We start from the raw sequence: 24,217 nt of genomic DNA on the forward strand, positions 1-24,217 counted from the left end.
CCCGGTTCCAAACGACCTTGCAGGTCCCCTCGAACACGTCACACAGGCTTGACGGGAATGGCGATGTGCTACCGAACTTTTGTCATGAAAGCTTCATTTGGATGGACGTCGATGGGAACTTGAGCGCGGCTCCCGTGGCGAGGGAGCTTGCTCCCGCTGGGCTGCGCAGCGGCCCCAAAAAGGCTGCTGGGGAGTATCTGACACACCGCGGTGATTGGCTTGGGGCTGCTGCGCAGCCCAGCGGGAGCAAGCTCCCTCGCCACAGGTACTGGGTGTCCAGCAACCCTGTGGGAGCGAGCCTGCTCGCGATGCCGGCGACTCGGTGCCAGCCGATCGCTACAAACTCAACCGCCCCCGCTCTTCCTCGGTCAAGCGCTGCCGGGTCTGTTCATCCAGGGGGCCGGCGCCCAGCACTTGCACCGGGCTGGCCGGGTCGTAGGCCCGTGGCGTGTCGCGGCTGGCACCGTCGCGGGACGGGGCCAGTTGCTCGGAGCCGAAGCTCACCACCTGCACGGTGAACACCGACGCCTGGTTTTGTCGCGCCGCGTTCTGCTGCTGGCGCGCCACGTCTTCCGCCGCTTGTGTCGCCGAGGACGCCGCCGAACTGGCCGAGGTGATGGCCCCGGTGTTAACCGTGGCCGCCAGTGGCACACCGGAGGATTTGCCCTGGGTCTGGATGTTGGCCGCGTTCACCACGGTCAATGCCGCGATGTTGACGTTGCCCGACACCCGGATCCCCGCCTCGCCCGCATCGATGGTGCCCAAGGGCGCGATCAGGTCGATGTCGCCCGGCGCCACTTCGGCAATCGGGTTGAGCGTGGCGATACCGGCGCCGGTGCTCGGCACCGACGGCGACAGGGTCACGTTGCCCCAGCTGTCATACAAGCGCTTGGGCGGCGTGTAGACCACGGTGGTCTTCGAACCGCGACCGGCGTTGATATCGCCCTGGGCCGACCAGCCGAGAATCGAACCGCCAAAGGTGGTCATGATCCGGCTCTGCCCTAGTAGAATGCTGTTCTGCGCATACAACTGGATATCGCCCTCACCCTGGGTAATGACCCCGGCGGTGGACGGTGGTGCGTTGCCTTCGATGCCGAACGTTTGCCCGCCGCCCGGCGTGAGCATCTGGATGCCACCGCCGAAATCGGTGTGCACACCCGCCCCGCCGAACATCGTGATATCGCCCTTGTAGGTGATCGCGTTACCCGCCACATCCTTGCTTGGGAACAACAAGTCGATAGCCTCCCGCCCGCGCAGGTAGCTGCCCTGGCGCACGCCGCCCACTTCGTTGTACTCACGACCACCGGCCTTGAGCTCGGCAAAGTACACATCGCGGGCAAACACCCGCTGCTGCTCCGCCGGCAGCGCCGCGAAGAAGCTGCGGGCCTGCTCGGTGTCGCCGCTGAAGCCAAAGCGTTCCTTGAGCCAATCCACCAGTTCCGCCTCGTAGGTCTTGGCGACTTTACCGTCCTGGTTCGCCAGGGGCACACCGGTCAGGGCCTGGTTGGCCGGGTCCAGGTACGCCTTGACGAAGCGCTGGTAATCCGCGCCGTTGAGTCCCGCGCCGGCTTGCAGCACCAGGCTTGCGCCAGGGCGCGAATCCCCCGGCACCACAGCGCCGATACTGTTGATGCTGACCTTGTCGTCCATCCGCAGATTGCGCCCGGCGGTGATCTCCAGCAGGCCGGGACCGGCGACGTTGAAGTTGCTGTAAAGGATGTCGCGCCCGGCCGAGACGATGGAGATGTCGGTGGAGTTGTTGTGGATGAAGAGGTTGCCGGTGCTGGTGTAGTTCCCTAAGTAGAAGTCGCTGGTCAGCGAGCCGCCCAGCGGTATACCGCTGCTTACAATGTCTCGTCCGGCCTTCATCCAAACGGCCCCCATACCTTCGAAGGAAATCTGTCCGAATCGGCCATCGTTCTCAGAGGTGTACCTCATCGCTCGTCCACTCGCGACTGCCAGCAAATCGCCTGTGAGCGCATAAAAGCGAGCAGGATCCGTGTTGCCGGCCCACTCGTTGGAGGCGCTGCTGGTATCGAAGGTAATCAACGGTAAAGTATCCGCGCTGGGAGGCACACGATTGGCATCAGCGGAGAGATTGCTGACCACCACACTGCCATTTACGAGCCCGGCAAAGGCTGGGCGCAACGGTGTCGCCAGGGCCGCAGACGATGCACCGGAACGACTGACCGACATATCGCCACCGTAGATGGAATCGCCGGCCATGAATTGCAACTCACTGTTGATGCCAGGAGCGAGCAGCAGGGCTGGACGATCGTTGCCGTTGTAGCCGGTTCCATCCCATACCGAGGATTGGCCATAATAAAGACTGCCATTGGCCGCCACAGCCCTCAGGATCGACGGGTAGACCACGGCTAAATCCGTGGCCGTCGCGCTAACGAAAGGCGTCAGGTTACCTCCCGACGACCACAAGTCGATCGCCGTGTTGGCGGTCCACAACGTAAACCAGCTGACACCCGATCCGTTGGTCGCACCACTTTTGAAGGGCGAAACGCTCATCATCGGCGCCCGGCCCGGGTCTGCTACGTCCATCACTACCAAGTCGCCCGAAGTGCTCAGATTGAACGTGGCATCGCCCGGCATCAGGGTCAGCCCGCCTGTTGGCAAGCTTCGCGTAGCTCTGAAAGAGTCATAAGCGCGTGTTTCTCCGGGAGACTGTACCGAAGCAACGTTGCCATAGCGCAGGTCGATTCGACCGATGGCACCGCTATCGATCTGCGCATGCCCCCGCAGGTTGATGACCGCGCCATTGAGATGCCCGTTCACGAACAGGCTCTCGGGATTCAAAGCACCACCCACACGCAGATCAAGATCACCACCACCGGTCAATTGCAGGCTGCCATCAGCGCCCACACGCCCGGTGCTGCCCACGGCAAGAACCAGTCCTTGGCTGCGGCTGTTGCTGATCGGCACAAGACCACTCCCTGCCATTTGATCGAGCACCCCCGCATCGCCGGCCACCTGAACATTCAGGTTACCGCCGCCTAGAGTACCGAACCCCGTAAACCCGACCATCAAATCAGCCTTGCCGTCCTTCGCGGCGGTGTAACTACCAAAATTGATCCACCAAGCGGTGGGTTGTGCCTGCGTGCCGGTTGCGACTGAGCCATTGCCCTGACGCCACAGCCAATTGCCGACGTTGACCGTATCGTAACCAACGTCTCCCCCATTGGGCCGCCCCCTATCCGTACTCGATACGTCCAGGCTATTACCGGTCAGATTGCCGCCAACCTTCAAGCTCAGGTTGCCGCCAAAGTCCGGGTACCAGGCACGATAAAGACTGTTGCTACCACCATCCACGAACTGCTCGTTTTCACCTAGTGCATCATTGAGCACCTTGCCCGCCGCCCCCAGCGCCTTGGGCTGATTGTACGGGTCGTTGGCATAAGTCTCGCTGGCTGAACTGCCGGCGGTGTAGACGCCGTACAGAGAATCCATTTTCAGATCGCCCGCCGACAGCAGCTCAAGGTCTGCCGCTCCGGTGCGGATCACACTCCAACGTTGGCTGCCTGCCTTGTATTCCGTTTGCCCAACAGCGGTGCAAAACGACGGGGTGTCGTCACACATTCCAGGATAGGCAAGGTTTTCGAAATCAATCGGTTGACCCACGAGGTCTGGAACCCCGAAGTTTTCCGCCCCTTCCTCCGTCCAGACAAAGCCGCTACTGGCCTTGCAAAACGACGGGGTATCCTCACACATCCCTGGATAGGCAACGTTCTCAAAATCAATGAATTTACCTGCCAGGCTCGGATCTCCGAAATTTTCCGCCCCCTCTTCGGTCCACACCAGCCCCCCCGCCCCGGCCTTGCCAAACATGCCGTAGTGACTATCAGCCAAATGAAGATCTCCACCCGCCAACACAGGCTGCACAACCCGGCTGTCCGCCGCCTGCGTATCGGCGCCGGCCACCAGGCGCAACGACCAGGACTGCGAACCCTCGGCCAGCATCGGCGCAATGGCCCAGTTGCTCCCCGCCACTTCCGGACGCAACTGCACCGACTCGACACCGGCCGGCAACTTGATGTCGGTACCTGAAGGAATTTTCGAACCCACACTCAGCGCCAGGGCCCCGCTGAGACGCAGCACATTGGTCAAGCCGTTGCTCGCGCCCGCAATGCCTGGCAAGGCAACGCCTTTTGGCCAGATCAGGCTGCGTATTGTTGCGCCGCTGCCCAGCAGGCTGCCTACCCCCAGCACCGTGCCCGCCTCCAGGGTCTGGGTCGAAGCCAACAAAGTGCCAGCGGCGAACAACAGATTACCCGAGGCGTCATGCACCGCCGCAGCCAGCACCGTGCCCGCCGGCAGCACCAGTGGCTGATCAAGCGTCGCCGCCACCGGCAGGCGTGTTCCCGCCGCCAGGGTCGCGCCCTTAAGGGGTACGTCGAAGTTGAGCACCGAGCCCGCTGGAAACGCCGTGCCATCCGCCAGGGTCACACCGGTACCGGGCACGACAATATCACCCGCCGCGAAATCAATGCCCGGCAACAGCACCCAGCCCTTGTCGTCGTTGGTCGCGGGCGGTTGGGCGAATCCGTCGGTGATGCTGCCATAGATGTTCAGGTCACCCCCGGCGCGCAGCGTCAGCGCACCCGACTCACCGGAGCCGTACACGGCGGTTTTACGAGTATGCGGATTCACACTGGCGTAGCGATAACCGGACAGGTCCAGGTCACCCCGCACCACCAGATCACCGTCGGCCGTCGCGCTGACGATCTCCACACCGGGCCGTAGGTGGAACGCATCGGCATATCGAGCGTTGTTCAGACCGGCGAGTTTACGTTGCATCAAATCGCCGTTGGCCAGCGCCGCGTTGATGAAGGCAATACTGTCCTGGTGCTTGCCATCCAGGTACGCCTGGTCGATGACCTGATAAGGGCGTCCGCTGGCTGCCGGATCGCTGCCAAACTCTGCATCGTTGTACTGCCACATACCGTTGACCGCGATGGACCGGGCGCCCTGGATATCCAGGCCACCGCGTGCATCGATGGCAATGTCGCCCTGGGTCGGGGTCGAGCCGGCGCGGCGTGCATTGAGTTCCAGCGTGCCACGGGCACGGTCGTCGTGCTGCCCGGCGAGCGCCGCAGTGCCATGGCGCAAATCGATGCGAGCTCCGTCGGCCAGGGTCAGCACGCCGCCTCGCGAGGTCAGGTCGACAATGGCGCGGTTCGGTGAGTCGATGATCTTGCCATAGCTGTCCACCCGCAGACGGCTGCCGTGGGCATCGAGCACCGCGTTGCTGCCCAGGGTCAGGGAGCGCCCGGCCGCAAGCCGGATGCTGCCGACCCGCTCGCCGCTGGCGTCGACCTTGCCGTTGACCAGCAGGCTGCCATTGTCCAGGGACACGTCAATGGACGAGGCCTTGAGTTCGTTGCCGATCACCAGGTCGCCCTGCTTGAGCTGGAAGCTGCGGGAGCCGAACAGCTGTCCTTCGTTCAACCGTTGGTTCAAGGCCGCGAACTGCTCGCTGAGGTTACCGTTGCCGCCCAGGCGCTGGGCCTGGATCTCCACGCCGCCAGCCAGATATGGCATGGCGGTGCCCCCGGCGTCATATTCGCCGGTGCTGCTGCCGAGAATCCGCCCCTGCAAATCGACCACCCCGGCCGCGCCGTCCAGGGCCACCGCACTGAGCCGACCGGCCTGGTTGTGGCGGGCCGAAAGGTCGATGCTCGAACCAGCAGCCTGGCGGATGTTGCCGCTCTGGCTTTGCAGGATCACCTCGCCTCCGGCGCTGTAGCGTGTCACATCGTTGAAGGTGACGGTGCGGCCCGCCACGTCGATCAGTGCCCCATCGGCCAGGGTCAGGTCATCCGTTGCGCTCAGGGTCAGCTTGCCGCTGGGCAGCATCACCGCGCTGGCAAGGTTCAGGCTCGCGCCTTTGATGGACAACTCGCCCCCAAGCCCGGAGACAGTGCCCGGCTTGGCGCTTGTGCCCGCTACGTTGACCGCGCCGCCTGCGGTGATGCGGTTGACCGAGCCGGCTTCACCGGTCAGCAACGGGGTGAGGATATTCAGGTTGCCGCCGCTGTAGGCGTAGCCCGTTTTCGCGTCATAGGCCCCCTGGCGTTGATACACCGCCAGGCTGCCTTTGTGGTTGGCGGTCAGGCGTTCGCTGGCGCTAAGGTTGACGTTGGCGAAGCCCAGTGCAAGACGGTCCAGGGTAGTGATCGAGCTCGGTTGGGCGAAATCGCCATAGCCGAATTCGATGCGCTGGGCCTGGATGTCGAGGCGACCGGCACCGGTGCCGGCCCCGCCGGCAATCACCGAACCCGGCGCGCCAACGGCGCCGTTCCAGATCAGGTTGGCGGTGCGAATGGTCGCCACGTCGTTGACGCTGCCTGCGCCATAAATGGCCGGCGTGCTGAGCATCAGGTTGGCCAACCGCGACTTGCCCGTCGCCGGGTCATAGGTGTCGAGACTGACAGTGCCGTAGAAATTCAACGCCTCACGCGCCGACAGTTCCAGGGTTTCCAGGGCCGGGGCGCCGTATTCGGTGTCCCCGCGCAACAGGCGATCGAGTACCGTCTGGCTCAGGGTCAGACCGGCCGGCAAGACCTGACGCGCCGCTGCGTCGCTCAATGCCGGGGCGGTGCCGACGTTGATATTGCTCAGGGCCAGGGTCAGGTGACGGGTGCCGTAGCGCACCTTGTCGTCCAATTCCAGGCTCCCTCCGGTGGCGGCGACGATGCCGCCCTCGGAATGAATTCGGGTGACGCCGCTGCATGGCGTCAGGCTGCAGCCGCCGATGTTGATGGAGCCGCTGCTGCCCGATGAGGGTGCCAACACGTTGAGCAAGCCGTTGGAGGCGGCCAGCAAGTTCTGACCACTCACATTGAGGTCATAGATAAAACCGTCATGGGCATCGTAGGCAGCCGCGCCACGACCAATGGTATTGATGGCGGCGCCTTGTTCCATCGACACCTCGCTGCTGGCCAGCAGGAAAACCTCCGGTGCCGCCAACGTAGCGCCTTCACGCAAGATCACTCTGGACGAGGTTCTACCTCCACTGCTCGAGGGCGTGATGTAGTTTCCGCTCTGACCATAGAGCGTCAAGAACTGCCCGCCAATAACCTGACGCGATGCATTCAAGGCATTCAGGCTTTCGGCATTGAGGGTCACGCCCTCGAAGCCGGCCGTGGCCCCGCGCCCATCGGCAACGACCTCCAACGCCCCATTACCTCCAACCACCGTGACGGTACCGCCGTAGCCACCTTTCTGAGGCGCGAACTTGCCGATGCCTTTAAAGGAGAACGCCTGATCTCCCGCTCCTGGCGCGAGTTTCAACTTCAAAGTCTTGGCGTCCACCGGCAACAGGGCTCGTGGCACGCCCAGGCGTGCGGCATCGGCTACAGCGAACTGGGCGTAGCTGGTTTCGTTGTACTGCGAATAGCGACGCAGCACATCGCCCGAAGTCAGGATGACCTGGCTGGACAGACTGTTGCGCTGCCCGGTATTGACCACCGACAGCACCCCGGCGGTGGCCCAGGAGCCGTTGCGCATCTGCAACGCACCCGCCGTGGAACCCTGACCCGCCAGACCGTTGACCTCGACCCGGAACGCCCCCGGCAGCAAGGCATAGGTGGACGGCATCAGCGTATAGGTACCGGCGGCCAGCCCCGGTACACCGGCGCCAATGGTGATTTGTTGTCCGATCCTGGGGTCCACTGCGCCGCCCTCGGGCGCCACTGGTGCGTATGCACTCTGGTTGCCCGGCACAATGGCGTAGACCGGGTTGCTGGCCAGGCCCGGTAAAGTAAAGCCGCCGTTGGCACCGATTTGCACCAGCGGGTTGAAGCGCGCGTCGGTGGAGCCGCCACGGCCGGAAATGAAACCGGCACCCAGCAGATCACCGCCACCCGAAAGATCGAGTACCGAGCCTTCCTGGGCCGCAACAGACTTTCCGCCCAGAATCACACCAATATTCAGATCCCCGTTGCCATAGGAGATGGCCCCTTGCCCCAGAAGCACCACCTTCTTGCCCGCGTACTCATAACTCTGACCATCGACGGTACCGCCGTAAGGCAGAACCAGACCGAGGCCACTGACTGAAGTGAGGCTGTTCGGCAGCAAGTCCACTTGGCTAGTGATGCTAGTGCCGTCGTTGGTGCCGACCTCAATCAACCCCAGCGGGGCCCGAACCACCCCCCCCTGCTCGATATTCGCACTGCCCAGTTGTAAGTGACCGAATGCCGAATAAGGTACCTGAGGCGTCACCTGGGTAGTCCGCCCGATGACCAAGCTGCGCGCCGGGTCGTAGGCAGAGGTGCCACTCAAGCTATACCCCGCCAATACCCGAGCCCCGACCCCGGTCGCCGGATACAGTTGCGCCGCTTGCAGGATCATGTCCGAAGGAGTCATTAATTGCGTGCTAAAGCCCGTAGGCAATCCTTCGCTGGAGAATCCCGTCAGGAAGCGCAAATCACCACGGCTGCTTAACTGGACCAGGTCGAACCCGGCGCGCTCCAACTCGACCGTGGTGCCATTGGCCTGTCTCAGCGTGCCTTTGCTGCTGAATCTCACATTGCCCTGTACATCCAACAAGTCGGCGTTGACGGAAAGCACCGCCTTGTTCGCAAGTGGCGATACGTCGCCTTCGATCACCGGTCGGGTATAGGAATCCATATTCGGTAGACTGGCCGCCGGCCCCGCCAGCAGCAAATGAGCTGCATTAAGTTGAACACGGGTGTCGGCTGGCGCGGCTGTGCTCAACCCGAAGCTACGCGCATATAGGCTCAGGCTTTGGCCGAGGGACAACGACACGTCGCCACGGATACTAATAATGCCGTTACTCAGCAGAGACAGGCTGTCGAAGCCGCCCGCCTGGACCTGGTCCACACCCAAACGCCCATGACCATAGATCAACGAATCCGCCGAGGCCTTGGCGGTGTCGCTTAGCGGGCTCGCCTGGGCGGTTTGTCCCAGCACCAGTTCACGCACCTGCAAGACCCGGTCATTGACCGCGCTTTTCAGGTAATACGGTGTCTCCAGCGCCACCGACAAACTGCCCCCTGCGGCCCCCGTGCCACCGGAACGGGCGCTGAATTCGCCGTCCAGGTACAGACCATTGGCCGACGCCAGGGAAATACTGCCACCGTTGCTCGTCACCGATGTGCGTCCCTGGCCAGGAACATCCAGCATTGCCTGGCTGCCATCCGCTTGCAGGCGTGCCCCCTCGCGCATCACCACGAACAATTCCGGCGCCGAAGCCGATCCTTTCGCGACATCAATCTGACCACCAATGACAATCTCGCCGCCGTCATGCACCAGGCCATAGGTCTGGCCGCGCATGTCTTGGGCAGTCACGGCCCGACTGGAGACATCGATCAATGCTTGCTCGCCTAACCAGATGGAGCGTCCATGGCCTTGGGCATTGACCGGGTTGCGAACTGGGTTGCTGACGCTCAGTTCGGTGAGACTGACTCGTCCGCCCCAGGCGTTGAGGGTGCCGTTGACGGTCAGTTGACCGATGCTGCGCAAGTCGATGCCTTGTCCCGGATCGACGCTGATCACGCTTCCACGCCCGATGTTCAATACCGTGCTGGCCATGTCTGCCGCGCTGGAGTTCGCGGTACCGGCAGTGAGGCTCAGGCTCGCGCCGTGGCGCTGGGTGAGAACACCTTTGATCGCATCTTCCTGATACAGCTCCGGCGTCCAGCGCTGCAAGGCATCAGCCGGCTCTGCGTTGCTGCCGGTAGTCAACGCCTGCTCGCCGAAACGGTACACCGGCATCGTCACATCGACCCGGGTCCCATCGGCCACCGTCAGGCCTTCGTTGCCGGTGATGTCATAGGCCGAGAAACCCTTGTCGAAAAAGTCGCCGTCCAGTTGCAACGTTCCCGGTTCCAGTGGCGAGCCACTGTTGCCGATCAGCACTTTGTTGGCCGCCAGCTTCAAGGTCCCGCCACCGCTCACCCCGGTGCCGCGCAGTTCACCGTCCAGGTTCAAGGCGCCGTTACCGGACGACGCGCCGGTACTGGCGGTCAGGGTCAAGTCACCGCCCTTGCCACCGCGGGTCTTGCCATCGGCCATGACCGCAGCACCGGAGCTGACGTCGATCAGGCTGCCCTGGCGCACATCGATATCGCCACTGCTGCGCACAGACACCGTACCGCCATTGATGAACGGCAGACCTTCACGGTCGTTGCCGTCGAGCAGCAAATTGCTCCACCGCCCAGCGGTGTTCAACGTCACGCCTTCGCCCAACGTGACCGCTGCACGCTGACCGGTGGCAGGCGAAAGCACGACGTCTACCATCTGGAAATTATCGGTTCTGACCTGTTTAAGCACGTTACCCAGGGCAATGCGACCGCTGCGGGCCGTCAGGTCGGCGTTCACTTCCACCTGCGGCGCGTAAAGCGTGATATCACCGCCATCGGCCACGTTGAGCGCGCCGTCGACTTTGATGCCTTGCGCCGCTGCCACCTTGACCGCGCCGAGTTGGAAGCCATTGAGCAGCTCATTGTCCAGCACCAACTTGCCTTGCCGATCAGTGCCGACCACCGAGGTCAGGTCAAGGCCCGCAGCAATCTTGTCGTTGACCTCGCCGACGGTGACCTGATCGAAGGTAGGGTTCAGGCCACTGTTGATCACACCGCTGGCCTTGTCGTAGATCGGCGTGTAACTGCCCACCAGCAACTGAGCCCGCCGGGCCACGGCGTTTTGCGATTGCTGGTAACCGTCGAGGTTGAGGTTCGGTGCCTGGTTCTGGCGTTCGCCCTGGTAGACCTCGCCGACGATCTGGCCTTCCAGCACCGCGTTGCGGGTCGACACCACCAGCTTGCCGGCATCGCGGCCAACGGTGTAGCCGGCCTCAAAGCGCTCGCGGGGGGCGATCAGTGGGTTGTAGTAGTAATCGGTCTGGCCCCAGCGTTGGCTGTGGTCTTCGTAACCCTTGTAGATGCCGCTGTAGAGGATGTCCCCCGGCGCCTTGGACAATTCATACAAGCGCCCATTGGGGCCCCTGAGCCAGGACTGGCGCAGGTAGCCGCTCTGCACATCCAGGGTACCGCCGGACAGGTTCAACTGCGCCGCCTGCTGGGTCACCACGTCGTTGCCGGTGAACGTCAGCGTGCCACCTTGGGCGGCCCATTCACCCATGCTGTGGCCCCGTGTGCCCAGGTAGCCGCCGACTTCCAGCAGCCCACCCGCCGTGTACCAACGGTCGGTGGCATAACCGTTGGTGCCCGCCGGCACGTAGATCAAATCACGCACGTCCACCCAGACATCGTTGTTGGTCAACTTGCCGCCCTCGCGGTTGACCGGTGCGTCACGCTGTTCGTTGCCCTGTACGTTGACCTTGATGGAGTTGGACTCCATCGCCACCTTGACGCCGATGGCGCCGGACACGTCGATCACCGCACCATCGCGCACCAGGCTGCGACCGGCGGCGCTGACCGCGACCTGACCGCCGGTGGCCAGGGTGATGGAGCCGTTCTGGAAGTCGACGCTGCCGCCACTGACGATCTCGACCCGCGACTGGTCGGTGCGGTCGACCACGCTGCTGAGGTTGTTGAACCGACCGGTGATCAGGTTGTTCGGCGTACCGTCCAGGCCGGCGGGCCCGGCATTGTATTGGCTGTCCAGGGCACTGCCGCCGCCGGCGTCAAGCAGCACCGCCGTGGCACTGCCCTGCCCCAGGGTGACGCTGCCGGTGCTGTCGCTGAAGGCGTTGAGCAAGTGCACGGTGCCGCGGGTGTCCACCGAACTGCTCGCCACCGCCACGCCATTCTGCTGCACATTGTGCCCGGTAAGGGTGATGTCGCCGGTGCTGGCCTGGATCAGGCCGCTGTTGATCACCGTGCCGGCGCTGCTGCCCGGCTTGAGGGACGTCGCGACCTCGTTGCCACGGGTGGTGGAACGCGGGTTACCGCTGGTGCCCTGACCCCGGCGAATATAAAAACTGTCGCCCGCTGCCAGGGTGGTCTGGCCCTTGGCGGTGATGATGGAACCGGCGTTCTCCACTTCCGAGCCCAGCAGCAAGGCATAGCCGCCCCCGGCGGTGGAGGTGGCGGCGCGGTGGGTCTCGATCCGCGCACCGCGCTGCACTTCGATCTTGCCGGCGGCGTCAGTGAAGGTCGGCTGGGTGCCGGTGGCATCGACGTACAAGCCGCGCTGGCTGAATTGCTCGTCGCTGACGTTGGCCGCCACCGCCGCCAGGTTGCGCACGTTGACCTGGCTGCTGCCGCTGAAAATGATGCCGTTGCGGTTGACCAGCATCACCGTGCCGTTGCCCTTGATCTGGCCCTGGATCTGGCTTGGTCGCGCTTGAGGGTCGTTGACCCGGTTGAGCACGGCCCAGTCCGACTGCTGCTGGAAATCCACCGTGGTATTGCGGCCGACGTTGAAGGTTTCCCAGTTGAGAATCGCCTTGTCGGCGGTCTGCTCGATCTTCACCGTGGTCTTGCCGCCGGCCTGGGTCTGCTGCGGTCCCTTGGCGTTGAGCCAGCCCTGGGTCAGGCTGTTATCGACCTTGAGCCCGCCCTCGCCCAAACCGTCGGGCACGGTCTGCACCTGCCCGAACGCGGCTTGCCGCCCCGCGGCCTGGGCCGCCTGCTGGGCCGCGATGGCGGCCACGGTGTTGTTGAGGTTGGTCAACGAACGCTGCAACTGCGCATTGGCCCGTTGCTGCTGCGCCAGGGGCGGCGGCATGCCTGGCTGCGCGGTCGCGGGCCGCCCCGCGCCACCGGCCTGAGACGCGCCCTTGGCGGCAAACCAGGCCGAACTGAACGCCGTCGCCGCGTGGGCATTGCCGGCCACCATCAGCAGGGCAATGGCCTGGGCCAGCGGCTTGAGCCGCAACATCGACAACTCGCCATCGCGACGGGGGGCATTCAGTTTCGTCTGAGGTTTGCAGCGCAGCATCCTACTCATCCTTTCGGTTTGCTCTAAGGGGCACAACGCAGTGCTATCAAGCTGCCAGCGTTGGTTATAGGGGTTAGGCGGTTACAGCCGCTCGGGACCGAACGGATGTCATGAAAATTTCATGTGGCTGTGTTGGCGCCGGTGTGACGCAAAAATCAGCAACGGCTTGCACCGTTGCTGATCGGGTGTTGCAGGTCGCTCAAGCGTAGGCTTACAACGGACGACCGACGCTATTGCAGACGTTGGTGTTGCCGATGCTCAGAGCGTTAGAGGCGGTCAGGAAGCTGCCGCGGATCGCGGACTTCCAGGCGCCTGGCAGCGGCACGAAACGGTTGGCGGTGATAGCCGCGTCGTTGCTGCTGGCAGCAGTGGCGTTGTAATGGCGAGTGAAGAAGTCACGCACTTGCGTGGTTTGGGTGGCATCGGCGTAGCACTGGCTGAAGATCACGTTAGTGAAGCCCAGGATCGGGTAGCCGGTGGTTGGGTAAGCCACAACGCTTGGATCGCTAGGGTTGGTGGTTGCAGCGAATACCGGTACCCAGGCGTTCGGGTTAGCGCGGTTGGCGGCAGCAGGCACGGTGACAGCTGCGATTGCGGCCGACACGTTGGCCGGGGCTGGGGAAACACCGGCAACGCGAGCGACCTTGGTGGCGTCGTCCAGGCCGGCCAAGGTGGTGGCGGCGTAATCCGGGCTCATGTAGGTGATGCGACCTTGGGCAGCATTCACCGCATCCATCACAGCTTGGCTACCAGTGGCGGCTACGGCGCCGGCTGGCAGACCAAGGCTATAGCTGGAGGCGAAGTTGGTGGTGATGGCGAAAGTGCCGGGCACAGCGGGTACAGCTGTAGGGCACTTGGCGTTCAGAAAGCGGGTGAACAGTTCGGTAGTACCGCTGCTCTCAGCACGATAAGTCACAGTGATCGGGCCGGAACGGCCGGAACCGGTGATTTGGTTCCAGTCAGTCAGCGTGCCGGCGAATACGCCGCACAGCTGAGCGACGCTGAGGTCAACGTTGGCGGTGCCGGTCTTGTTGAAAGGAATGGCAACCGAAGTGGCGACCGAAGGCACCTGGATCAATGGGCCCCAGGCGGTGCCGTGGTTGGTGACGTAGGCGTTCAACTCAGCCTGGGTGAGCTTCGAATCGCTGCCCGCCCAGTGCACGTTCTTGCTGGTGTCACCAGGCACGAAACGGGTGTAATCGTTGTTCAGGAAAGCGGCCTTGCCAGCACCGCTGCCCACGCCAATGTAAGGGGCGAAACCGGCAGTCAGGACGCCGGAAGTCTGGTACAGCGGCTGAGGCAAGGTAGCGCCACCACCGTTGACATCAGCCATGGCGGCCTGAGCGGCGCAGAGGCCGGCGAGGGTCAGGGATACCGCGAGAACGTTGCGCTTAAACATGAAGAATCTCCTTTCATCGTGTTCGTACGTAGGTTGGGTGACGCATGCTTGCCGTCATGGCGCTCGGTCCTGTGCCGATGGCGATGGGGTGAGGCCATGGGTTAGAAACTCGCAGTTTCCGGTGACAGATAAAGGAAAAAACCTCGGGAGCTGGAGGCTGTTTTTTTGGGTTTTTCCTCGGGTGTTCGAGGGCTCTGGGTTGGGGTTTCAGACAGGTTTTGTGACGGTGTTGCGCAGGGTGGGCGTGGAGATGGCGGCGGGTGGTTGTCTGACGATGGAAGATGACAGAACGAGGAACCCGAGTTTGGCGTTGGCGAGGGTCGGGAGGTGTCTCAAGCGTTGAAAAAATTTCCGCTCGATCAGCTTTTTTTGTGGCGAGGGGATTTATCCCCGCTGGGCTGCGCAGCAGTCCTAAAAGCCAAACAACTCGGTGTGTCAGATAGATTGAGTTGGCTGTATGGGGGGCTGCTGCGCAGCCCAACGGGGATAAATCCCCTCGCCACAAAATCAATGTTCACCACGGATTGCGTGCGCTTATTGAACCAACTGATTGATCTCGATAATCGGCAACAACACCGCCATGACGATCACCAGCACCACACCGCCCATGACCACGATCATCAGCGGCTCCAACAGCGCAGTCATGCCCATGGCCCGGCGTTCGATGTCGCGGGACAGGGTTTGTGCGGCGCGTTCGAGCATTGGCGGCAGGCAGCCGGTTTTTTCGCCGCTGGCAATCAGGTGGATCAGCACCGGCGGGAAGACTTTTTCCACCCGCAACGCCGCCGCCAGGTTGACCCCTTCGCGGACCTTGGCCGTGGCATCGCTGACGCTCAGGCTCAGGCGGTCGTTGGACAGGGTCTGGCGCGCCGCCTCCAGGGCTCGCAGCAAGGGCACCCCGGCGCCGCCGAGAATCGCCAGGGTCGAGGCAAAACGCGCGGTGTTGAGGCCCAGCACGAAACGCCCGATCAGCGGCAGGCGCAAGATGCGACTGTGCCAGTTCAACCGCGCCTGCGGGTTGCGCAAATACAGCCGCCAACCCCAGAACCCACCGGCCAGCATGCCAAAACACAACCAGCCCCAGGCGCGGATGAAATCGCTGGCGGTCAGCATCGCCACGGTCAACCCAGGCAGGTCCTGGCGGGCCTGGGAGAATGCGCTGACCACTTGGGGCACCACGTAGCTGAGCAGGAAAATCACGATGGCAATCGACACCAGCCCCACCACGCCCGGATAGATGAACGCCGTAAGGATCTTGCCCCGCAGGTTGTTGCGCTCCTCGATGTAGTCCGCCAGCCGCTCCATCACCTGGGCGAGGTCGCCGGACTCTTCACCGGCGGCGATCAGTGCCCGGTAGATGTCCGGAAAGTCCCGGGGTCGCGCCGCCAGGGCTTCGGCCAGGCGCATGCCGCTGCGCACATCGGCGCGCACTGCGCTGAGGGTCTGGGCGATGTGTTTGCGCTCAGCCTGTTCCACCGTGGCGCTCAACGCGGCCTCCAATGGCAGGCTGGCTCCCAGCAGGCTCGCCAGTTGCCGGGTGGCCCAGGCCAGGTCGTTGTCCGAGAGTTTGGCGCTGAACAGGCCGCCGCCATGGGCTTGCGTTGTATTGCGTTCGACCTGCACCTGCAACGCCGTCAGCCCGCGACTGCGCAGCAGGTTGAAGGCGCCACTCTGGCTGTCGGCTTCCAGGTGCCCGACCTCGATCTTGCCGGTGGCGTCGGCGGCCTCAAAACGGTAGCGATTCATCAGGCGTCCCGTGTCACGCGCAGGATTTCTTCAGGGGCGGTGGCGCCACTGCGCACCCAGCGTTCACCGTCCTCGCGCATGCTGAACATGCCGGCCTGGCGGGCGGCCGCACGCAGCGCCTGCTCCCCTGCCCCCTGGTGGATAAGCGTGCGGATATCATCGTCGATGCAGAACAATTCATGGATGCCGGTGCGACCGCTGTAACCGGTCTGGTTACAGCTCGGACAGCCCACCGGGCGCCAGGTGCCGGGGGTTGCCGGATCAGCTTGTTTGCACTGCGGGCAGAGTCTGCGCACCAGGCGCTGGGCGAGTACGCCGAGCATCGACGAGGCCAGCAGGAACGGCTCGACGCCCATGTCAATCAAGCGGTTGATGGCCGACACAGAGTCGTTGGTGTGCAGCGTCGCCAACACCAGGTGACCAGTGAGGGATGCTTGCACGGCAATTTGTGCGGTTTCCAGGTCGCGGATTTCGCCGATCATGATGATGTCCGGGTCCTGGCGCAGAATCGCTCGCAGGGCCAGGGCGAAGGTCATGTCGATCTTGGCGTTGACCTGAATCTGGCTGATGCCCGGCAGGTCGTATTCCACCGGATCTTCCACCGTGAGAATGTTGTGTACGCTGGCGTCGAGCCGAGCCAGGGCGGCGTAGAGGCTGGTGGTCTTGCCGCTGCCGGTGGGGCCGGTGACCAGCACGATGCCGTGGGGTTGGCGGATCAGGTGATCGAGTTTGCCCAGTACGTCCGGGTCCATGCCCAGGGTTTCCAGTTGCAGGCGCCCGGCCTGTTTGTCCAGCAGGCGCATCACCACCCGTTCGCCATGGCCGGTGGGCACCGTCGAAACCCGGATGTCGATCGGGCGTCCGGCCACGCGCAGGGCAATGCGGCCGTCCTGGGGCAGGCGTTTTTCGGCGATGTCGAGCTGGGCCATGATCTTGATCCGCGACACCAGCGCGCCATGCAGGGCCTTGCGTGGCGAAACCACGTCACGCAGGGTGCCGTCGACCCGGTAGCGCACCACCGAATGGCTTTCGTAAGGCTCGATGTGGATGTCGCTGGCCTCATCCCGCGCGGCCTGGGTCAGCAAGGCGTTGATCATGCGGATCACCGGCGCGCCGTCCTGGGTGTCCAGCAGGTCGGTGATCTCGGGAATGTCCTGCATCAGTCGGTCGAGGTCCACCTCGTTCTCTGCCGCGCCCACCACGGCGGCGGCGCTGCCGGTGTCGGCGTAGGCACTGTTGAGCAACCCGTCGAGTTCCTCGTCACGCACCCGCTCCAGCCGCACCTCGCCGAACTGGCGGCGCACTTCACTGATGGACCAGCCTGGCGTGGAGGGACACACCATCAACACCGCGCCTTCATCCGACTCACGCAGCACCAGGCGCTGGGCCTTGGCCCAGGCGTATGGGAGGGTGTTCATGCTGACACCTCAGGTCCATAAGATGCATCCGCACCTTGTGGGAGCGAGCCTGCTCGCGATAGCAGTGTGTCAGCTTGCATGGATATTGACCGGGTCGCCGTCATCGCGAGCAGGCTCGCTCCCACAGGGCTGGTGTTCATCAGCGAGTGCCTCCTTCAACCGGAACCGCCTTGATCACCGCCCTGGGCGTTTGCAGCCCGGCGGGGGTGGCCGGCGGAATGGCCTTGGCCGAGGCCGGCAGTTGCGGGGCTTGCATGTCCGGCATCGCCCAGCTGCGCTCCGGTTGCAGCAGGCCCTGGGCGCGGCGCATGAAGTCGTAGCGGTTGAGGGTGATGCCGCGCCCCGCCGCCGTGTCGCGGATGATGTAGGGGCGCAGGAACACCATCAGGTTGGTCTTGGTGATCTGCCGCCGCTCGTTGCGAAACAGCGCACCAATACCGGGGATGGTCGACAGCCACGGCACCGCGTCGTTGCTCTGGCTGTAGCCGTCCTGCAACAACCCGCCAAGGACCATGATCTGCCCGTCGTCCAGCAGGATGCTGGTGTCGATGGCACGCTTGTTGGTGACAATCCCGCTGGCGCTCGAAGCGCGGTTGTCGACGCTGCTGACCTCTTGATAGATGTCGAGCTTGACCGTCCCGCCTTCGGAAATCTGCGGGCGGACGTTGAGCTTCAGCCCCACCTCTTCACGGGTCACGGTCTGGAACGGGTTGTTGCTGGTGCCACCGCCGCCGGTGACGTAACTGCCGCTGACAAACGGAATGGTCTGGCCGACGAAAATGCTCGCCGCTTCGTTGTCCAGGGTCAGCAGGTTCGGCGTCGACAACACGTTGGTGCCGCCCTTGCTCTTCAACGCCCGGGCCAGGACCTTGAGGTCGAGGATCTTGCCGATGCCGGGAATGTCCACCGTGCCGTTGACCAGGCCCAGGTTCAAGCCCTGGGGCAACACGTCGATGCTGGTCTTGCCGTTGAGGTTGAGCCCGGTGCCACCGAGGTTGACGCCGCCGATCACACCGCTGCCGCCCAGGTTGCCGGTCTGCCATTGCACGCCGAACTCGCTGGCATCGTCCTCGCCGACCTCGACGATCAGGCTTTCGATCACCACCTGGGCGCGGCGCTGGTCCAGCAAGTCGATGACCTCCCGCAGGTTGCGGTACAGCGGGTCCGGCGCGGAAATCAACAGGGTATTGGTGGTGGCGTCGGCCTGGATGGTCACGCCGCCGGCACTGAACGCGGTGCTCTGATCGTCCTGCGGCGAAGCCGAGCTTTGTCCGCTACTGCCTTGGGCATAACCATTGCCAGAGGTCGAAGCGCTACCGCCCGTGGTCCCGCTGGTGCTGGCGCCATCGCCGCTGCTCTGGCCGTTAGTGCTGGCGCCCATGCTGCTGAGCACCGAACGCGAGTTATCACTGCCCTCACCTTCGCTTTCCCCGGTGAGCAAGCCGCGCAGGGATTGGGCCAGTTTGCCGGCCTGGGCATTGCGCAGGTACACCACGTGCAGGTTGCTCGGGTTGTTCTGGGCATTGTCGAGCTTGTAGATCAGGTTACGCGCCAGTTCGGTGCGCTCGGGGCTGCCGGCGCGGATGATGATGGCGTTGGAGCGCGGGTCGCCGATCACGTTGATCTTCTGGGTCTGGTCTCCGCCCTGGGTTTCCAGCAACTCGGAGACCATCTGCGCGATGTCCACGGCGATGCCGTTGTGTATCGCCACCACGTCGGTGTCGATGGCGCTGGGGGTATCGATGCCTTCGATGAGCTGCGCCACCCGCGACAGGTTCTCGGCGTAATCGGTGATGACGATGGTGTTGTTGCCGGGGTAGGCATTGATCGGGTTGTTCGGCGACACGATCGGGCGCAACACCGGGATCAGGTTCACCGCGTTTTCGTATTGCAGGCGAAAGGTGCGGGTCAACATGCCGTTGCCGGCCGGTCTGTCGGCGCTGTAGATCGGCCCGCCCAGCAGCTTGGCGTCGGCCTCTGGCACCACCTGGGCCACGCCGCCGACATCCACCACGCTAAAGCCCTGCATGCGCAGCGCGGCCAGCAGCATGTCATAGGCCTGGTGCGCCGGCACCTGACCTTCGGACACCAGCGTCAGGTTGCCCTTGACCCGCGGGTCCACCAGAAACTGTTGGCCGGTGGAACGGGACAAGGCCCGCACCACCGCCTGAATGTCGGCCTCGACAAAGTTCAGGGTCACCGGTTGGTCACCCAGCGGGCTGCGTGCCAGCGTACTGCTGCGGGGCTCGCGGGCGCGGGCGGTGAGATCGACCGGGTGTCGCACTGGCGGTTTCTGTTCACGCAAGGTCTGGGCCCGCTGACGGTCCAGCAGCGCATCGCCGCTGCGCTGAGTACTGCCCAGCGGAATGCCCAGTTCACTGTCCACCAGCAACGGTGGCTGCGACGCTGGCGGTGTGCTGTTGCAGGCGCTCAATGCCAGCAACAGAAACGGCACGCTCTTGCGCCAATGACGCGGGTATCGGGACCCCTTCATGAAGCTTCCTTAGCGCCTTGCGCCTGATCCATGCGAACGGTTCCGGACAGGGTGCCGGCGGTGTTTTCAGTGTTTTCGATGTTGTCGGCGTTGTCGGTGTTGGCCGGGGCCGTGCGCCGCAAACGGGCTTCAAGCACTTGCAGGGAAAATTGCCGTGGACTGCTCAACAGCCAGCCCATCACCTCATCGGCCGGCGCGTCGTTGAAAGTGAGTTGCCAAGCCGCGTCCACGGCCTGCAACTGGTAGTGCTCGCTCAAGCCGCCGGCATCCAGGGCCTGGCGCAGAGCCGCTTCCAGAGGCTGGCCTGACGCCGGGCCGCCGACGTCCCGCAAGAGCACTTCGAGGGCCTGGGTCTGCGCGCGCAACTTCGGCGTTTCGACCTGCCAATACGCAAGGGTTTGGAGCGGTGGCTGGATCAACAGCAACCAGACCAGCAGCCCGCCGAGTACCAGCGCCGCCAGCGACACGGCGCGCTGCTCGCGCACCGCCAGGCCCTGCCAGGACGTCCGGCCACGCGCGCGCAGGGTTTGCCACTGCGCCCATAGCCGTGCCGGGAATGGCTTATTCATCGTCGGCTTCCGGGGGGTGTTCGGAGGTGTCCTGCGCGCCCTGTCCGGGCAAAGCAGCACGCAAGGTCCAGCCCTGGTCATTGGCCGCAACGTCGATGCCGGCCTCGGTCAGGGGGATTTTCCAGTCGTCTGCGGCGGATGCTTTTTGTGCCTCGGCCACGAGCGTCAGGCGTAACTCACCGTTTTCAAACACCAGTTCCTGCACGTTGCCGCTCATGAACGGCATGGCGCTGCCCGCCTGTTGCACCAGGCTGGCGAAGCGTTGCGCCGGGTCCGCCGCTGTGCCGCTTTGGCGCGCGGCGATTTGCTGTCGGGCTTGTTGCAAGGGGTTGAGAATCACCGGCAGTTCGGGAAACGCCTGCTTTACCCGCTGGCTCATCTGCGCCTTGAGTCGTTGGCCCTGGGTGGCCTCACGGGTGGCGTAGAGATTGAGGCCGACCACCCACACCGCCAGCGCCACCGCGCAAAGCGTCGCCGCCCTGCCCCAACCGCCACGCTCGGCCGGGCCATGCGTCAGGCCAGCATGCAAGCCCCAGCCCGGCGCGGCACCAGTCCAGCGCTGGGGGGCGGGCAAGGTTTTGATCGAAACCTGCGGCGGCGAATCGCCCACCCACTGCAGCCCGGCCCCTGCCTCCAATAACCATTCATCCAACGCCTCTTCCAGCAGCGGCTGCACCACCGCGTGCTGCACGCTGTAACGCACCAGCAGGTGGCCGTCGTCGACGCAGGCCACCGGCCCGGACAACACTGGCAGGGCGTAGGCCGCCGGGTACAGCCCGTGCAGGTGCAGGCCGGCCTGGTGCAGCATCCGGCCCAGGGCATCGAGTGACTCTCGGTCGAGCCAGGCAATGTGCACCTGCCCGTCGGCACCGCGCGCGCTGTGAGCCACCTGCATGCGCTCGCTGGCACCGAGCATCAGCGCCTGGGCGGCGCAGTTCACCGCGGCGGTGATTTTCGCTGCCGGCAACTGCGGCAGTTCCAGACTGGTGAGCAAGCTGTCGCGCGGATGGAGAAAACATTCGACCCGCTGCTTCTTTGCACCCTGACCGAGGTCCCGGAGGTTGCTGTGCCCCTGGTCGCGGACCTGGCCCTGGCGATCGAGCCAGGCGAATGCCACCGGGCTGTCGAGGCTCAAGCTGCCCAGTGGCATCAACGCTATGCGCAAGCGAGTCATACGCCCACCCGTGACCAGATCACCTGAGGCATCCGGTCCTGGCTGCGTTGCAGCAAAGCATCCAGCACGACCCGCCGCTGCCCACTGCGCGCCTGACCCCGCAGGCGGAACCAGTCGCTGGTGATGCCGACCTTGACGGAGGCCATTTCCAGCTCAGGCATGCGCAGGCGATTGACGAAATCCCCACGGTTGATAAACCAGTGGCCACCGTCTCGCTCAGCGATCAGCGCCTGGGCCCGTTGCAGCGACAACCCCGGCACGTAAGCAGCCAGCACCGGGGCGCTGGCGGTGTTGCCGTTAAGCCAGGTATTGGCCGGCAGAATCGTCACATAAGGCGCCAGTGTTTCTAGCACTTGCGGGGTGACACCCTTGATGCTGCGCAAATCCTGCAACGTGCGCAGCATGGGGCGTGTCGGCGCCAACGGCGTACCGGAAGCATCCGGCGAGGTGCTGCGACCGCTGTCGAACGTACTGCTCACCGCGGCCTTGTCCGCCAACTCTGGGTTCAACAGCCGTGGGTACGCGGCAATCACCCGCGCGACGATGCGCGCACGTACCGTCGCGGCGATACCCAGTTGCTCGCACAACCGTTCGAAGGTGCGCACCTGTTCCTGATCCACACGTTCATTGGCGACCAGATTGCGCAGGTTGAATTTGCCTTGCTCATCTTCCAGTCGCCCTTCGAAGGGGATGTCAGCCAGGCTGGAACCGGCCATCACGAAAGGGTTGGCCCAAGCCTGACCGAAGCGCGTGAGCGGATCGCGCTGACGTGCATCCCACAACAATTGGCGGCTCAATTGCAGGCCACCCTGCAACCGCGCCGTGCCCTGGATACGCAACTGCTCGGCCTCCAGGCTGCGGGTAAACAGGGTTTGGCGGGTGAGCATGCCCCCGGCGATGACCGCCACCACGGCGGCGATCAGCAAGGCACTGATGACCGCCATGCCCCGCTGCTTCGCCGCGAAGGGCGAATCCGTTCGCATCACGGCCCTTATAACTGCCAGGAGCCGATGTCGGCATTTACACCATCGCCGTCAGGCTGGCCGTCGGCCCCCAGGGAAAAGATATCGACTTCACCATTGGCGCCCGGGTTGAGGTAGTTGTAGGGACGGCCCCATGGATCGTTGGGCAGGCGCTCCAGGTAGGAACGCCATGTGCTGTTTTTTGCGTCAGCGGGCCGTTCCACCAGCACCTTGAGCCCCTGGTTCATGCTCGGATAGCTGCCGTGGTCCAGGCGATAGAGTTTCAACGCCTGCATCAAACCGCCAATGTCCTGTTTCGCCGCCGTCGCCCGAGCCTGGTCCGGCCGGTCGAGGACCTTGGGCACCACCATCGCCGCCAGAATGCCAAGAATGACCACCACAACCATGATTTCGATCAGGGTGAAACCCTGCTGCCCACGAGGGCCTTGGAGACGGGCGTTGTAACGGGCGATCTGCATCTCGACGGTCCTTCGCTGGATTCAATTCGTGGCGCAGTGTTGCAAGAAAATATGTCAGTGATATTGAAAATGCTCAGGAGCTTACGTCGTCAATCGGTCAACAATGGCGGTTAAGCTCGGGGGCTGCCTCCGCCCATAGAGCTCGCGCGATGCCACGTCACGCCCCACAAGCCGGCTTCACCCTGATCGAAGTGCTGGTCGCCCTGGCGATCATCGCCGTGGCCATGTCGGCGGCGGTGCGCGTGACTGCGGTGATGACCCAAAGCAATGGGCTGCTGCGAGACAAGTCCATCGCCCTGCTGGCGGCCCGCAGCCAACTGGCGCAACTGCACTTGGAGGGGCGTTTTGTGCAGGGTTCAAAAGTCATCGAATGCGATCAGGGACGGTTGCTGCTGCGTTGCGAACAGAACCTGCGCCCGGCGGAAAATGGCCGCATGTTGCGGGTTGAACTGACCGTGTCGGATCGCAGCCACGAAGCACCGCCGTTAGCGCGGTTGGAGACGTTGGTCAGCCGGGAAAAATAGCGGCTATACACGGTCCCTTTTGTCGAGTGAGCTTGTTCCCTCGCCGCAAGGGTTCGTCGTGATCTCAAGGACGGGTGAGCGAGGGTAAAGCCACCGAATCCGGCAATCGGGCCAAGGCCAGCCGCGTTTGCTGATTGCCCCGCTCGATCACCACCGCTTGCGCCTCGATCGACACCAGCCGCACCCCATGAGCCACCCGCTCTCCAGCCAGGAAACTACGAGGTGGGCCGTCGTTGAGACTGAGGATCGCCACAGCCCCGCGAGCGCCGGCCAGCACACCGCTGACCTTGATATCCACCGGCGCCGGCTGGCTGGAGAACCATTGCCGTGCAGGATTATCGGAACGCTCGGCCAATCGTTGCGGGGCAACATCCGGCGTGCGGGATTCAGCCGATGTCAGTAGCAGCGAAGACCAGGTCGCCACCCCGGCCAATGCCGCCAACAGACCGAGTGCCTGGAGGAGTTGCGCTGGGGAAACTCGGTCGATGAACACCATGGTCTGGCTCTCCTTTTTTTATCCGGTCTCCAGCGTACGCCTCGATTCTCTCCGTTTTATTTCACATCCTTATCATC

Annotated in this window: 11 protein-coding genes; 1 reads left to right on the forward strand and 10 read right to left on the reverse strand. The window is 63.8% G+C overall.

Annotation, left to right across the window (positions count from 1 at the left end; genetic code table 11):
• Positions 1–336: 336 nt before the first annotated feature.
• The 9 genes from BW979_RS19500 to gspG form a co-directional block, all read right to left on the reverse strand.
• Positions 337–12,879, reverse strand: coding sequence for a filamentous hemagglutinin family protein (locus BW979_RS19500; protein ID WP_076385226.1), 12,543 nt, complete (start codon positions 12,877–12,879; stop codon positions 337–339).
• Between the two features lie 211 nt (positions 12,880–13,090).
• Positions 13,091–14,278: a substrate-binding domain-containing protein gene (locus BW979_RS19505; protein ID WP_076385228.1), complete on the reverse strand. Its 1,188-nt coding sequence runs from the start codon at positions 14,276–14,278 to the stop codon at positions 13,091–13,093.
• A gap of 534 nt (positions 14,279–14,812) precedes the next feature.
• Positions 14,813–16,024 carry a type II secretion system inner membrane protein GspF gene (gene gspF / locus BW979_RS19510; protein WP_076385230.1) on the reverse strand — a complete coding sequence of 404 codons (1,212 nt, stop codon included), beginning with the start codon at positions 16,022–16,024 and terminating at the stop codon, positions 14,813–14,815.
• On the reverse strand, positions 16,024–17,442 hold the full coding sequence (gene gspE, locus BW979_RS19515; RefSeq protein WP_076385232.1) for a type II secretion system ATPase GspE: 1,419 nt from the start codon (positions 17,440–17,442) through the stop codon (positions 16,024–16,026). The genes gspF and gspE overlap by 1 nt, the downstream gene beginning before the upstream one ends.
• 139 nt (positions 17,443–17,581) lie before the next feature.
• Complete coding sequence (gene gspD, locus BW979_RS19520; protein ID WP_076385234.1) at positions 17,582–19,936, reverse strand: type II secretion system secretin GspD; 2,355 nt, start codon at positions 19,934–19,936, stop codon at positions 17,582–17,584.
• A complete protein-coding gene (gene gspM, locus BW979_RS19525; RefSeq protein WP_076385236.1) occupies positions 19,933–20,505 on the reverse strand; it encodes a type II secretion system protein GspM in 573 nt (190 codons plus the stop codon). The genes gspD and gspM overlap by 4 nt, the downstream gene beginning before the upstream one ends.
• Positions 20,498–21,679: a type II secretion system protein GspL gene (gspL, locus tag BW979_RS19530; protein WP_076385238.1), complete on the reverse strand. Its 1,182-nt coding sequence runs from the start codon at positions 21,677–21,679 to the stop codon at positions 20,498–20,500. The genes gspM and gspL overlap by 8 nt, the downstream gene beginning before the upstream one ends.
• Complete coding sequence (gene gspK, locus BW979_RS19535; RefSeq protein WP_076385240.1) at positions 21,676–22,662, reverse strand: type II secretion system minor pseudopilin GspK; 987 nt, start codon at positions 22,660–22,662, stop codon at positions 21,676–21,678. The genes gspL and gspK overlap by 4 nt, the downstream gene beginning before the upstream one ends.
• Positions 22,663–22,670: 8 nt before the next feature.
• On the reverse strand, positions 22,671–23,120 hold the full coding sequence (gene gspG, locus BW979_RS19540) for a type II secretion system major pseudopilin GspG (protein WP_076385242.1): 450 nt from the start codon (positions 23,118–23,120) through the stop codon (positions 22,671–22,673).
• 149 nt (positions 23,121–23,269) lie between these two features.
• On the opposite strand from gspG, the gene gspI reads away from it, so the two are divergent.
• Complete coding sequence (gspI, locus tag BW979_RS19545) at positions 23,270–23,644, forward strand: type II secretion system minor pseudopilin GspI (RefSeq protein ID WP_076385244.1); 375 nt, start codon at positions 23,270–23,272, stop codon at positions 23,642–23,644.
• 64 nt (positions 23,645–23,708) lie between these two features.
• Here the strand turns inward: gspI and BW979_RS19550 are convergent, their stop codons facing one another.
• The gene (locus tag BW979_RS19550) at positions 23,709–24,140 is read right to left on the reverse strand and encodes a type II secretion system protein N (RefSeq protein WP_076385246.1); all 432 of its coding nucleotides are present in this window, start codon (positions 24,138–24,140) and stop codon (positions 23,709–23,711) included.
• Positions 24,141–24,217 lie beyond the last annotated feature (77 nt).

This window comes from Pseudomonas sp. A214 (assembly GCF_900156295.1).
Lineage (GTDB): Bacteria > Pseudomonadota > Gammaproteobacteria > Pseudomonadales > Pseudomonadaceae > Aquipseudomonas > Aquipseudomonas rhizophila.